The organism is candidate division WOR-3 bacterium (assembly GCA_016926475.1).
GTDB lineage: Bacteria > SDB-A > SDB-A > SDB-A > SDB-A > JAFGIG01.
Genome location: JAFGON010000056.1, coordinates 1 through 13,386, shown reverse-complemented (window position 1 = coordinate 13,386; position 13,386 = coordinate 1). Strand labels below are relative to the sequence as shown.

Sequence of the window (13,386 nt, the reverse complement as noted above, 5' to 3'; positions counted from 1 at the left end):
GCCCTTTCTGTTCGAATGAGATGTCGAGAAGTAAAATTGGGGGTAGCTACAGGCGGTGCTGCAGACGTTGCGGGTACATACAATATAAAAACCCGATACCAGCAAGCGCCGCTATAGTGACGGTAGAGAACAGGATTATTCTCGTCAAGAGGAAGTTCAAACCTGGAAAAGGTCGCTGGGCTTTGCCATCCGGCTTCATGGAATCAGGAGAGACGCCTGAAGAGACCTGTGAAAGGGAGGTCTCAGAAGAGACGGGATTGTCAGTCGAACCGAAAAAACTGATAGGCCTTTACAGGCAGCCCTCAAAATTCTACGGAGATGTCTTGGTCGCAGTGTTTTGGGCGAAAATAAAGGGGGGCAGACTGCGAGCGGGAGACGACGCCCAGGAAGCGGAAATTTTTCATTTTGATAATCTTCCGGTTATCCCTTTTGATTGCAACAGACGAGCTATCGAAGATTTCTTGAAAATCAGATGAGAGCTTTAAAAAAAGGTGACAGCGCGCTCGGGATTATCATCGAAGGCGAAGGAGCTGAAAGAATAAACCTCTTCAGAAAGATGTACGACGTGTTTTTCGGAACTTTTCCTCCCCATATAACTATATCCGACATACCGTTCATGGGTGAAATGGAATGGAAGTTGAAAAAAAGTGTTATCGAAGAAAAAATCTCTTGTTTTTCTCCTTTTGATATAAAATTCCGTTCAACAGGTTTTTTCGCAAACGGTGGATACGTTCTATGGCTCAAACCAGAAGACAAAGGCGAGACGGATGAGATTAGAAGGACTTTGGCATCAGTTTTTCCTTCGTATTTCAACCCCGACCGTGATTTTCGCAAACACCTGACAGTGGGTTTTTTTCAGAGAGAAGAAGAACTTATGAAAGCAAAAAAGTTTTTGGACGTGAGCCTGGGGATTGTTGAGTTTTCTGCCAAGAAAATATCTTTTATGCTCATAGACGAAAACGGAAATTTTTCTGAGGCAGACCACATAGAACTGTAAAAAAAAAGGCGGAGAAAATTTTCTCCGCCTTTAAAGTAGAATATCGATATATCACATTTCCATGTCAATTTTCCAGGCGCCGTTTTCCTGAATAAGATATATTTCATCTTCTTCGTCGCCTGTTTTGACTTTGACCGTGGCTTTTTCACCGTCTATTGTCTCGGATAGGACTTCGTACTCCATTTCTTTAAAAGGATTTTCTTCAGGCGACATGGAAAGGATCTTAGCCAATCTCTGCCTGGCGTCCATTGCTTTGAATTCATCAATTGAGATACCGAGTTCTTTTTCCATTTCTTCTTTCATGCTCGGGTCGGATTCAGCCAGAGAGAAAATCATGTCAAAAGCTTCTGAAGCCTTGTTGACGGAATTTTCAGACATGTATCCCACTGCTTTTTCGTATTCGCCGGCTTTCATTGCCGCGGCAAATTCATTTACTACCGCTGTGGGGCTAGAGCTCTTTTTGAAACAACCGAAGGTAGCTATAAGAGCCAGACCTAATACTACACCAATCGCGATTTTTTTCGTCATTCATTTCCTCCTTGTTTACTCACAGGTTATATTATTCTAAGGTTTTTAACAGTATTTTGCCTTTTTGTCAATTTTATTTAGCAGAAAATAATTTTAAAGGGATAAATCTCGAATCGCAGAAATGTCGGTTGTAAATCTCTCTTTTAAATGGTAGATTTACAATTCGTATAATAAATTTTCAAATTGAAAATAGTCTGAAAAGCTATAAAAGCCGGAGTTTACCTTTTTTTTGTTGAGGAGGTCAAGTGATCAACACCGGAGATGAAATAATCGACACAATTAAAGAAATATCTATGGATAAAGATCTTGACGAATCGGTGCTTCAAAAAGCAATCGAAGAAACCCTGATAGCGGCGTTTAAAAAAATTCATGGAAGAGTCGATGGAGTAGAAGTTAAAATTAGCGAGAAAGGCGAAATAGACGCCTCTATGGAGCTTGAAGTCGTTGAAAAGGTCGAAGAACCCGATCTGGAAATTTCTCTGCAAGAAGCTCACGAAATAGAACCCGCCGCTGTTCTGGGAGACAAGGTCAAAAAATCCCTCAGCATAAAAGAACTTAGCAAAGGCAATATTCTCAACATAAGAACATTGCTCGGTCAAAAAATCAAAGAAGCCGAAAAAGAGAGGGTTTTGGCGGAGTTCAAGGTGAAAATAGGAGAAATTGTCAGCGGACAAGTCCAGCAGGTCGGTAAAAACTCCATAATAGTAGATTTGGGTAAGTCTGAAGGAATGTTGTCCGGCAAAGACCAGATCTCAAAAGAAAGATGGCACCAGGGGCAGAGGATAAAAGCTCTGATACTCGACATTCAAGAAAAGCAAAAAAGCCCTTATGTCGTTCTTTCAAGGACGAGTAATGAATTCTTGGTTAAACTTTTTGAAAATGAAGTTCCTGAGATATACGAGGGAATAATAAAAATTATGTCTGTCGCAAGGGATCCCGGGGAAAGAGCGAAAATCTCAGTTTCATCGAAAGACGAGAGAATCGACCCCGTGGGAGCTTGCGTGGGGATGAAAGGGTCTAGAGTTCAATCGATTGTCAAAGAGCTCAGCGGAGAAAAAATCGATATTGTGCTCTGGTCCCCTGAATCGGAAATTTTCATCAGCAGGGCTTTAGCTCCCGCGGTTATAGAAAAGATTAGACTTGACGAGGCGGAGAAAAAAGCTTTCGTGGTCGTCTCCGACGAACAGTATCTTCTCGCAATAGGAAAAAACGGACAAAACGCCAGACTCGCGAGTAAATTGACCGGTTGGAAAATTGACATATCGAGCATTACTTCGGTTAAGGAGACCCGCAGAAACGAATTTCTAAAAAAGACAAAACCGGACAAGCTCACCTCTCTTCCCAAAAGGGTCATAAAAATCCTGTCCAATAATTTTGAGGATTTGCTCTCGGTTAACAACGCGACTGACGAAGAGATTCTCGCTGTCGAGGAAATTAAAGAGAAAGACATCCCCGCGATAAGAAAAGCTATCGACGAAATAAGCGAAATTTCGGAGATGTAAATTTGAGTATAAATTTTAGGGGGATAGATGGGGAATAAAAGAATATACCAGGCTGCAAAAGAATATGGATTGACATCTGTGGCGTTGGTCAATTTGCTTCAAAACCTTGGGTATGAAGTAAAAAACCACATGAGCACAATGCTTCCGGAAATGGAAGGAGCCGTCAAAAAAAGGTTCGAGGAAGAACGCGAAGCGGCGAGACTGGAAGAAGAGAAAAAAAAGAAGATGAGTGAAGGCGACGCGGTATCAGATAAGAAAAAAGACGGCAGAAAAACTAAAAGAAGAAAGAAAACGGTGGATAAAGTTGTCGTCGACAATAAGTTGACCCAAACTCTGCATCAGATACGAAGCGGCGACAAACGGAAGAAAAGGAAAGTTGAAGTCAGAATTGCTTCTGAAGAAGTCCAAGAGGACAAAAAAATACTCAGGGTAAGCGAGTTTATGTCGGTGACGGAACTCGCCAAAAGACTCGAGACTGAACCGAACGCGATAATTTCAATTTGCCTTTCCCTGGGGCTTGTAGTCTCGGTAAACCAAAGACTCGACATAGACGTTATATCTGCCGTAGCCGATGAATTCGGCTACGAAGTCGAACTCCTTCCTGAATGGGGGGAAGACATCCTCGAGAAAGAAATTCTCGAAGAAGAGAGCTCAGCAGTTTTGCAAAAAAGAGCCCCAATAGTTTCGGTCATGGGTCACGTGGACCACGGAAAGACATCTCTTCTCGACTACATAAGAAGAAGCAGGGTTGCCGAGCAGGAAGTCGGCTCGATAACTCAGCATATAAGCGCTTACGAAGTATTTCACAACAAAGAGAAAATAACTTTTTTGGATACTCCCGGGCATGAACTATTCACCGCGATGAGAGCAAGAGGAGCTCAACTCACGGATATATGCGTTTTAGTCGTCGCGGTGAACGACGGCGTGAAACCCCAGACAATCGAAGCAATAGACCACGTAAGAGCCGCCGGAATCCCTATAATAGTGGCGTTGAACAAAATCGACCTCGGAAAAGGGAACGTCGAAAAGGTGAAGCAGCAGCTTCTCGAACACAAAGTGATGGTCGAAGATTACGGGGGCAAGACTCAAAGCGTCCCGATTTCAGCAAAAACCGGAGAAGGAATCGGGGATCTCCTCGACGCGATTCTGATAGAAGCGGAAATGCTCGATTTGAAAACCTCCATCGAATCAAAAGCCAGAGGCGCTGTAATCGAAGCTTCGGTGGAAAAGGGGAGAGGTATGATAGCCGATATTCTGATAACCGAGGGGGTTGCCAGAATTGGAGACGCTTTTATAGCAGGCAGCTCTTCGGGAAGAATCAGGGCGATGTTCAACGAATACGAGGAAAAAGTAGAGGAAGTCTATCCCTCTACTCCGGTAAAGATAATGGGTTTTGACAGGCTGCCTGACGTCGGCGACACTTTTCAAGTGGTAGGTGAAGAGAGAAAAGCGAGAGAAATAGCGAGAAAAAGAGTTCTCGTCGAAAAGGTACAGCAGAGCCGGACCAAAGCTTTCACGGCGGAAGCCTTCAAAAACGCCCTTGAGAGCGGAGAGCAGAATAAACTGAACCTGATTCTCAAATGCGACGTCGGAGGGTCTCTCGAAGCCCTGGCGGACGGTTTGGCGAGGCTTCCCCAAGACGAAATTACCATTACAATTGTCCACAAAGCCGTCGGACCCGTCAACGAAAATGATGTTTTGCTAGCACAGTCATCAGGAGCTATCATTGTCGCTTACAATGTTTCCGTCAGAAGTGAAGCGGCAAAATTGGCTGCCGCGAGAGGCATAATCATAAAATCATACAACATAATTTTCGAAGCGATAGATTCAATAAGAAAAGCGATGAGTGGGTTACTCGCTCCGGAATACGAAGAAAAAACCATCGGGAAGGCGGAGATCAGAAACGTTTTTGTGATATCCAAAACAGGAGTTATCTGCGGGAGCTATATTTTCGACGGAGAAGTTAAAAGGGGATCTATGGCTCGGTTGAAAAGAAAAGGGGAATTGCTTCACACAGGAAAAATAATCTCGCTCAAGAGATTTAAAGACGACGTCAGAAAAGTCGAAACAAATTTTGAGTGTGGTATCGGGATTGAAGGCCTGTCAGAAGCCCAAGAAGGCGATATCATAGAATGCTACGAAACAGTTACTTTGATAAGGGAATTGTAATTGGCGGCACAGGGAGTCGAACCCCGGACACGTGGATTATGATTCCACTGCTCTGACCTACTGAGCTATGCCGCCGAAGGGGGAATTATCCCTAATATCCAAACTCAAGTCAAGAGGTAGTTGATTTGGAGATAAAGAGCTTAAAAGATCTCGATGCCAACGAACAGACTTCTTTTTACGCGGTCCTCAAAAAATTCAAGTTCAGGCAAGGAGAAGGACAAAATCATTGGAAATCAATTCAAGCCGTATTCGGCGACAAAACTGGAGATATAAATTCGTCTCCTGTTTACGGAACAGATCCTCTTTACACGATTCTCGAAAAAATTCCTGAAGGAACTCACGTTAAAATACAAGGTTCGGTAAACGAGTATCAGGGAGAACCCCAGATTAAAATAGGGACGATCAGAATCGCGAGTTCACAGGACGAAGATTACAATCCAAAAAACCTTTTAAAGGTCACTTCTCTCGACACAGAAGATATGTTTAACTATCTTGTCGGCACAACAAGGTCGATTTCATCGGATGAGGTCAGAAATCTGACTTTGAAGCTGTTGGACGATTACGGGGATGAATTTAAAACCGCGCCGGCGTCGGTCGAGATACACCACCCTTACATAGGAGGGCTTCTCGAGCACGTTTGGAGAATGCTGAAAATAGAGGAAAGCATAGAAAATCTTTATCCTTTTATCGACAGAGATGTAGTCATATCTGGAATAATACTGCACGATTTAGGCAAGATCAGAGAATACTCCGTCAAAAAAGGCGGCGTTCCCGCAGTGACGGACGCGGGTGAACTTTTCGGGCACATATATATGGGCGCTTCCATAATACAAAATGAAGCGCTCAGAGGCGACGGCTTTGAGCCTTCCTCTAAGATAAAAAATTTACTTCATATAGTTTTGTCCCACCACGGAAAGAGAGAATACGGGTCTCCCCAGCCTCCAAAGACTCCCGAGGCATGGCTCGTCCACCTCATAGATTTTTTTGAGTCGAGAATGCAGATAATAAAGGAACAAATCGACGACATCAAACCCGGCAAGTGGAGCCAAAGCAAAATCTGGCCACTGGAAAACGCAAGGCTTGTCAACCTCAAGGACAACGATGGATAAACCGGGTATTTTTGTGATGCAGTTGATAATTCTGCTGTTTTCAGCGGTTGTGCATGAAGTGTTTCACGGTCTCGCGGCTCTCTGGAGAGGAGACCCCACGGCGAAAAAAATGGGCAGGCTGACATTGAATCCATTGCCTCACATAGACCCTTTTATGAGTGTATTGCTGCCTGTTTTTCTCGTAATAACAGGATCCCCTTTTATTTTTGCCGCCGCAAAACCGGTACCCGTAAACCCTTATAACCTAAAAAATCCTGAAAGAGACATGGCAGTAGTGGCGGCGGCCGGTCCATTTTCCAATATATCGATGGCGGTTTTAGCTGGAATACTTTTCAGAGTGTTGTATGTTATTTTCTCTGGACAGGGAATAGCCCTGGGCGGATTCGAGAAATTTTTCGTTCTGCTGTTTTCCATTTTACAGATTTTCGTCCTCATAAACATCATGCTCGCTTTGGTGAACCTCCTCCCTATACCGCCTCTCGACGGATCTAAAGTCCTCTCTTATTTCATGAGCCCGAAAATCAGAGAGAGGTACCTTTCTTTGAACGGTTTTGTAGGTATAGCGCTCCTGATGCTCGTCTTTGTGTTTTTCAGGAAGCCTTTTTATCATGTGATCCAGTTTTTGGCATCGACGGTGCTCGGTTTATGAAAAGGGTCTATGTTTTTATTCTGATTCTTTCAGCATTGCAAGCTTGCGGGAGAAGAGCTCTTCCTACGAGTCCCGACAGGTGGGCGCCAAAAATTTCCGGAGTGATCGCCTTAGACAGGAATCACGTGGACTGTGTTTTTTCCGAGAAAATGTCGAGAGAGACTTTCGTCAGAGCTTCCCAGTTCACCATATTCAGCGCTTTAACAGGCGAAACAGTGACGGTAATCGCCTCGGTTCTGGGACAAGACGAAATCACGGTTCACTTGACGACTTACGCAATGGACACTATAGAATACATTTTGACCTGCGACAGCGCGACGGATATTTCGGGGAACTACATTAGACCCGTGGAGAAGACTTTTAAAGGGTCTTCTGCCCAGGACACATCTCCGCCTGTCCTCGTCTCTGTCTTTCCTATGGTTTTCAACCTTGAAGGTGGCCTCGATTCTTCTGTGGTGGTCTCCTTTTCAGAACCCATAGACACAGCCCTCGCCATTGACAAAATATTCAACGGGGCTTTATTTGAGCCCGAATTGGACATTGAGTTCAGCACGGACTTCACACAGATAAAAATAACATTTGCGCAGGCGGGAGACTCTTTATCCTCATTGAAAAAACTGTATTCTTATGTATTGTCTGGTTTTACTGATATCGCCGGCAACAGGATGAGGGGAATAGGCAATTTCAGGATTGCGCGCGGGACCAAAGGTCTTTCTAAAAACATTTATTTTTCTCTTGAAGACACTCTTTTTGAAGGTTATGTGGCGGTTTTGAACGATTCATCAGATGTCGTAGATATAGTAAGTTGCGAGAAAGGAAAATGCTCGGTTCCTTTTTTGGAAAGAGGGTCCTACACCGCGGTAGCGTTTTCGACAGTTTCTGAGACCTTGAGCGTGGCGGGAGCTTCGCTTTTCCAGACCGATTCGACAGCTCCTGAATTCTTGGTCGAATTGAATTATTACCGGGCTTACTCACTTCCCGACGGAGCAAAGCTTTTCATTGAGAATGTCGTAAAATGATTTTTATTGCCGCTGCAATTGTTCTAACGGCGGCATCTTTGATCGTCAGCCGGAAATTTTCATGGGAATTCTTTGTGAGAGCAGTTTTTTATTTTTCGGTTTTTTTGGTTGCATACCTCTCAAAAAATGTCTTTTCAAGAGGTCAAACAGAGACCTTTCCGCCGATTCTTCTGGTTGAAGGCAACAACAGCAATCTTTTTTGGGAGAACGAGAATGTTTTCAGGGACAGGTTCGGAGGCAGGATTTATTTTCTCGCCGGTGACACTTTTTACGAGGCGGGAGATCCGGACAAAAACCTTCAAGGAGAGGTGACAGACAGAGCCCTTCTCGAATTATACCTATTGAAAGGAGTCCAAAGAGGTAAAATTTTCTGTCTGTGTGAAAAGATTTCGCTCGGCGGTTTTGCTCATGACGCTTTTTTGAAAGCGCAGCAAGTATTTTTTTTGGTTCAGAAAATGAAGAGGACATACGTGTCCATTGTCGGCGGGCCTTCCATAGTATTACCGGGAGATACTTCATGCTTCAGCATCAGTCTCGTCAACGCCGGAGAAGCTTGCCTTGAAACTTTATGGGTGAGGCAAGACGGAATAGCAGTTGAATCTTTCCAAATAGAAATGAAGACAAATGAACACAAAAACTTTGAATACAACATCTATGGACTTGAAAACGGAAACCACAGGTTGGCGTTTTTAACATCGACCAGCGAGGATTTTTTTGATTTTTCCGTGAACGCGGAAATTCTTCCCGCTGTGATTTATGCGGATGCGCCAGACTGGGAAGTCGGCGCGATAAGAAGGCTCCTTTCAAAAAAATCCGAGTTGCAATTATCGGTTTTTGTCCAAGGGCAGGGGGAAGAGGCGTTTTTTTTTGACGGCACTGAGGAGCGGACTGTAAACAGCGGCTTCAACCCGGAAAATTACTCCCTTGTCGTTTGGATATCCGAAAAAAACCCTTTCGATTCGGAGTACCGTTGGAGACAAGAATGCGTTGTTCTTTGGGTTCAGAAGACTTCAGCGGAAATCGAAGAATCGCCGATTGAAGAGGTTTTTCAAACGGATATGGGCAAAGAACATGAACTGACTAAAACCTTGGACTGCGAAGGAATGTTAGCCGAGAATTTCACAAAACCTTACCCAGGGACCAATGCTCTATTGTCCTGTCGTTCAGGGGCTGTTCTTTCTGTTGGGTCGAGGCAAGGTGCGGCTCTTATTACAGTGGCTCACAGATGCTTTTCAGGTTGGTATTTTTCGGGAGGAGAAGCGAGAGATTTCGCTGAAAATTTTCTGGAAAATACAGTCTCGTGGGCAATTGGAAGAAGGGGTAAAACTGTCAGGATTTCTCTTTCCAAAAGATTTTTCTCGACGGATGAAGCGGTAAATTTTTGGGTTTATTCTTTGGAAAAACCCGAAGTCCGTTTAGACGGTTCAGAAATACAGTATGCGGCGGAGGAAAGGGAAAAATTTTATTTTTTCCTGCCTGAAATTGAAGCGGGTTCGCACATTATTACAGCGTCGGAAGGTGATTTGTCGGACACAGCCTCTTTCAGAGTCCAAGACTGGACAACCCCGGAAAGCTTTTGTCTGGCTGCAGTAAATGCCCGGGTGTGGGAACTGGACTCTTTTTTGAATTTTGGGCAGAATATAGAAAACACGATTATTGATGGGAGAAAAGAAATCTTTGTCCAGGATTTTTTTCCGGCGGCTATTTTCATCTGCGCTGCCGCTGTCGTTGTCTGGTTTTTGGAGGAGAAGAGAAAGAGGAGCTGACCATTAAATTCAAATTGGTCTCAAACATGAAACCCGCAGGCGGACAGCCCGAAGCGATAGAAGACTTGACGAGAGTATTCAAAAGCGGAGAAAAAGAAGCTGTTCTCCTCGGGGTGACAGGTTCGGGTAAAACTTTTGTTTTGGCTAATTTGATAGAAAAGATTCAAAAGCCGGTCCTAGTAATTTCTCACAACAAAACACTCGCGGCTCAGGTATACGCCGAACTCTCTTGTTTTTTCCCCGACAACGCAGTCGAGTATTTCATAAGCTATTACGACTACTATCAGCCTGAAGCATATATCCCGCAGACCGACACTTACATAGCAAAAGACGCCAGCGTAAATGAAGCTATAGACAGGCTGAGGCTGAAAGCCACCGCGTCGGTTTTGTCGAGAAAAGACGTAATAATAGTGGCTTCGGTTTCCTGTATATACAATATCGGTTCGCCGGAAGTTTTCAGAGAGGGAGTTGTTCGGGTCTGTAAAGAGGAGAAACTTAACCCGCAAAAGCTGGCGAAAAAACTCGTCGAAATTCATTACGCGAGAAATGAAATAGAGAACGCTCCCGGTTCTTTCAGAATAAAAGGCGACGTTATGGACGTATACCCCGCTTACGAGGACAGACAATTTATGAGGTTCGAATTTTTCGGAGACAGCGTGGAAAAGATAACCATGATGACATATCCGGATTTCAGAACCGCAGGTGAAATTGACGAAGCGGTTATTTTCCCGGCAAAGCAGTATTTAATAGAAAAAGAGGGCATTCCGCGCGCCTTGGACAACATCCGAAAGGAACTCGTCCAGAGAATAGAATACTTCGAAATCGCAGGGAGGAATTTGGAAGCCCAAAGGCTCAAGCAGAGGACTTTGTCGGATATCGAGATGATTGAAAATTTCGGCTACTGCCAGGGCATAGAAAACTATTCAAGACACCTTTCGGGAAGGCCTCCGGGCTCCAAACCCTGGTGTCTTATAGATTATTTTCCCGAAAATTTTCTGGTCGTCATAGACGAATCGCACGCCACTATACCTCAGATAAGAGCCATGGAACACGGAGACAGATCGAGAAAACAAACTCTGATAGAGTTCGGGTTCAGGCTCCCCTCTGCTCTCGACAACAGACCCTTGAAATTCGAAGAATTCATGGGACTGGCCCGTAATGTTCTGTATATGTCCGCTACTCCCGCTCTGCATGAAAAACAGAGAGCTGAAGACAACATTGTGGAACTCATAGTCAGGCCTACAGGTTTAGTTGATCCCCTGATAGAAGTTTCTCCGACAAAAAACCAGATAGACGTCATTCTTCAAAAGACTAGAGAGAGCGTTGGCAAAGGAGAGAGGGTAATAATAACTACATTGACAAAGAAATCAGCGGAAGAGTTCGCGGATTTTCTAAGACAGGAAGACCTGAGGGTCGCCTATCTGCACTCGGAAATAAAATCCCTGGACAGAGTTGAAATTTTAAGATCTCTCAGACTCGGTGATTTCGATGTCATTGTCGGGGTCAATCTTCTGAGAGAAGGTCTGGATTTGCCCGAAGTCGGACTTGTTATGATACTCGACGCGGATAGAGAAGGTTTTCTCAGGAGCGAGACGTCCATAGTACAGACCGCGGGAAGGGCGGCGAGGAACCTGTGCGGAAAGGTAATGCTCTTCGCCGACAGCATCACGGATTCGATGGCGCGAGCTCTCAAAGAGACGCATAGGAGGAGGATAATTCAGGAAGATTTCAACAGAAAAAACGGGATAACACCGAAATCTATCATAAAGACGAGAGATGAAATAATGGCGGCAACATCAATCGCCGAGGTCAGGGAAAAGAAATTTTCTGAAACTTTCTCCGATGAAGAATGGGCTTCTATGACAAATATTGAGATTATAGAAAAGGTTGAGAATTTGGTAAAGGAAATGAAAAAAGCGGCGGAAGAACTCGAGTTCGAGAGAGCTGCCGCACTGAGGGACAGGGTGAAAAAGCTTAAAGAAAAACTGTTTAAAAAGGATAATTCGAGGGCGTAAATATTTGTGCTCCAGTTGAAAAGTGCTGCCAGAACCCGCGCAGGGTCAATTCCGGTGCCTTGTTCTTTCGGAAAAAAATAATTTGAGTTGAAAGCCTTAAAGGTGTAAAATTATGTGTTTTTTCAACTGCTCAATGACAAAATACAGCGTATTGTGTGGAGGATAAATGCGTGAACCCTTGCTTTTTGAAATAGGACAATCAAAGCCGGAGAACTACACCTCGGTTCCTTCCGACACCAAAACCCAAATACCAAAAAAATATCTGCGTAAAACCCCTCCAAACATCCCCTCGACGGGGGAGAGTTCGGTTGTCAGGCATTTTGTCAACCTTTCTACGATGAACTATCATGTCGACAAAAATCTCTATCCGCTCGGCTCCTGCACGATGAAATACAATCCCAAGATAAACGAAGACGCCGCCGCCAATCCACGGTTCGCTTCAATTCACCCTCTTGTCCCAGACCAATACGTTCAGGGATCCCTCGAGGTTGTTGGAGACGCCCAAAAATTCCTCGCTGAACTCACGGGGTTTGACTCAGTAACTCTTCAGCCGGTCGCAGGCGCCCAGAGTGAGTTGACGGGAATTTTCATAGTCAGGGCTTATTTTTCCAAAATGGGAAAACAGAGAAAAAAAATACTTGTCCCGGACACTGCTCACGGCACTAACCCTGCTACGGCAGCTTTGGCGGGTTACCAGGTCGTCACGGTCAAATCTTCGAACGATGGCATTTTGACCCCCAAGGACATACTCGAACAGTTTGACGAAGAGACCGCAGCGCTTATGGTGACGAACCCGAACACTTTGGGTTTGTATGAAAAAAATCTCAGAGAAATATGCTCTGTTGTCCACGATAAAGGCGGAATAGTATATATGGACGGCGCGAACTTGAACGCGCTGCTCGGCAGGGTCAAGCCGGCCGAACTTGGGGTGGATATCATTCACTTCAATCTTCACAAAACATTTTCTTCACCACACGGAGGCGGTGGACCCGGTGGAGGAGGAATAGGAGTCGTCAAAGCGCTGTCGCCTTTTCTGCCTACCCCGCGTGTGCTGATGAAAAATGGAAAGTGGGTTCTCGAAAACGAATCGGAAGATTCAATAGGACCAGTTCATTTTTTTTACGGAAATTTCGGAGTGATTTTGAAAGCGTATTGCTACCTTTTAAGAATGGGAATAGACGGTTTAAAAGATGTGTCCGAAAAGGCTATCATCAACGCAAACTATGTCAGGGTTTGCCTCAGGGACAACTACAAGCTTCCCTATGACAAAACTTGTATGCACGAAGCAGTGTTTTCGGGAGATTTTCAAAAAAAGCACGGCGTCAAGACTCTCGACATCGCAAAAGCAATTCTCGACAGGGGTTTTCACGCTCCTACCATATATTTCCCCCTTATAGTCAGCGAAGCCCTGATGATAGAACCCACCGAAACGGAGTCCAAAAAAACGCTGGATTCGTTCATAGAAGTGATGAAAGAGATTGACTCGACTTCCAGAGAAAACCCTGACGAAATCCTCCAATGTCCCGTCAAAACACCTGTTAAAAGGCTCGATGAGACGATGGCGGCTAAAGAACTCAATGTGAGATACAAAGGATGATGCCGATAAAAATGGTTTGTGAGCGCTGATAAAAT

11 protein-coding genes and 1 tRNA gene are annotated in these 13,386 nt (G+C 44.5%); 10 read left to right on the top strand and 2 right to left on the bottom strand.

Features of this window, described 5'->3' with window-relative positions; translation table 11 throughout:
• Positions 1–20 precede the first annotated feature (20 nt).
• Together JXA84_05580 and JXA84_05575 are read left to right on the top strand one after the other, a co-directional pair.
• On the top strand, positions 21–476 hold the full coding sequence (locus tag JXA84_05580; protein MBN1150674.1) for an NUDIX hydrolase: 456 nt from the start codon (positions 21–23) through the stop codon (positions 474–476).
• Positions 473–997, top strand: a complete 525-nt coding sequence (locus JXA84_05575; GenBank protein ID MBN1150673.1) for a 2'-5' RNA ligase family protein — start codon at positions 473–475, stop codon at positions 995–997. Before JXA84_05580 ends, JXA84_05575 begins: the two co-directional genes overlap by 4 nt.
• A gap of 51 nt (positions 998–1,048) precedes the next feature.
• Here the strand turns inward: JXA84_05575 and JXA84_05570 are convergent, their stop codons facing one another.
• Positions 1,049–1,525, bottom strand: a complete 477-nt coding sequence (locus tag JXA84_05570; protein MBN1150672.1) for a DUF4878 domain-containing protein — start codon at positions 1,523–1,525, stop codon at positions 1,049–1,051.
• A 245-nt stretch (positions 1,526–1,770) separates the two neighbouring features.
• Here JXA84_05570 and nusA point away from each other — a divergent pair, with 245 nt between their 5' ends.
• On the top strand, positions 1,771–3,027 hold the full coding sequence (gene nusA, locus JXA84_05565; GenBank protein ID MBN1150671.1) for a transcription termination factor NusA: 1,257 nt from the start codon (positions 1,771–1,773) through the stop codon (positions 3,025–3,027).
• A 27-nt stretch (positions 3,028–3,054) separates the two neighbouring features.
• Positions 3,055–5,196 (top strand): translation initiation factor IF-2, encoded by a 2,142-nt coding sequence (gene infB, locus JXA84_05560; GenBank protein ID MBN1150670.1) that lies wholly within the window; start codon positions 3,055–3,057, stop codon positions 5,194–5,196.
• A 1-nt stretch (position 5,197) separates the two neighbouring features.
• Here the strand turns inward: infB and JXA84_05555 are convergent.
• A tRNA-Met gene (locus JXA84_05555) sits at positions 5,198–5,271 on the bottom strand.
• Between the two features lie 50 nt (positions 5,272–5,321).
• Here JXA84_05555 and JXA84_05550 point away from each other — a divergent pair.
• The 6 genes from JXA84_05550 to gcvPB all read left to right on the top strand — a co-directional run bounded on the left by JXA84_05550 (position 5,322) and on the right by gcvPB (position 13,351).
• The gene (locus JXA84_05550) at positions 5,322–6,305 is read left to right on the top strand and encodes an HD domain-containing protein (GenBank protein MBN1150669.1); all 984 of its coding nucleotides are present in this window, start codon (positions 5,322–5,324) and stop codon (positions 6,303–6,305) included.
• Between the two features lie 16 nt (positions 6,306–6,321).
• Positions 6,322–6,954 carry a site-2 protease family protein gene (locus tag JXA84_05545; protein MBN1150668.1) on the top strand — a complete coding sequence of 211 codons (633 nt, stop codon included), beginning with the start codon at positions 6,322–6,324 and terminating at the stop codon, positions 6,952–6,954.
• The gene (locus tag JXA84_05540; GenBank protein ID MBN1150667.1) at positions 6,951–7,973 is read left to right on the top strand and encodes a hypothetical protein; all 1,023 of its coding nucleotides are present in this window, start codon (positions 6,951–6,953) and stop codon (positions 7,971–7,973) included. The genes JXA84_05545 and JXA84_05540 overlap by 4 nt, the downstream gene beginning before the upstream one ends.
• On the top strand, positions 7,970–9,739 hold the full coding sequence (locus JXA84_05535) for a hypothetical protein (protein MBN1150666.1): 1,770 nt from the start codon (positions 7,970–7,972) through the stop codon (positions 9,737–9,739). The genes JXA84_05540 and JXA84_05535 overlap by 4 nt, the downstream gene beginning before the upstream one ends.
• Positions 9,736–11,754 carry an excinuclease ABC subunit UvrB gene (gene uvrB, locus JXA84_05530; GenBank protein MBN1150665.1) on the top strand — a complete coding sequence of 673 codons (2,019 nt, stop codon included), beginning with the start codon at positions 9,736–9,738 and terminating at the stop codon, positions 11,752–11,754. The genes JXA84_05535 and uvrB overlap by 4 nt, the downstream gene beginning before the upstream one ends.
• A gap of 166 nt (positions 11,755–11,920) precedes the next feature.
• The gene (gene gcvPB / locus JXA84_05525) at positions 11,921–13,351 is read left to right on the top strand and encodes an aminomethyl-transferring glycine dehydrogenase subunit GcvPB (protein ID MBN1150664.1); all 1,431 of its coding nucleotides are present in this window, start codon (positions 11,921–11,923) and stop codon (positions 13,349–13,351) included.
• The last annotated feature ends 35 nt before the right edge of the window (positions 13,352–13,386 follow it).

Coding starts and splice junctions, on each gene's coding strand:
- gcvPB (MBN1150664.1), top strand. CDS start 11,921: ATGCGTGAACCCTTGCTTTTTGAAATAGGACAATCAAAGCCGGAGAAC.
- JXA84_05580 (MBN1150674.1), top strand. CDS start 21: ATGTCGAGAAGTAAAATTGGGGGTAGCTACAGGCGGTGCTGCAGACGT.
- JXA84_05540 (MBN1150667.1), top strand. CDS start 6,951: ATGAAAAGGGTCTATGTTTTTATTCTGATTCTTTCAGCATTGCAAGCT.
- JXA84_05575 (MBN1150673.1), top strand. CDS start 473: ATGAGAGCTTTAAAAAAAGGTGACAGCGCGCTCGGGATTATCATCGAA.
- infB (MBN1150670.1), top strand. CDS start 3,055: ATGGGGAATAAAAGAATATACCAGGCTGCAAAAGAATATGGATTGACA.
- JXA84_05570 (MBN1150672.1), bottom strand. CDS start 1,525: ATGACGAAAAAAATCGCGATTGGTGTAGTATTAGGTCTGGCTCTTATA.
- JXA84_05545 (MBN1150668.1), top strand. CDS start 6,322: ATGCAGTTGATAATTCTGCTGTTTTCAGCGGTTGTGCATGAAGTGTTT.
- JXA84_05535 (MBN1150666.1), top strand. CDS start 7,970: ATGATTTTTATTGCCGCTGCAATTGTTCTAACGGCGGCATCTTTGATC.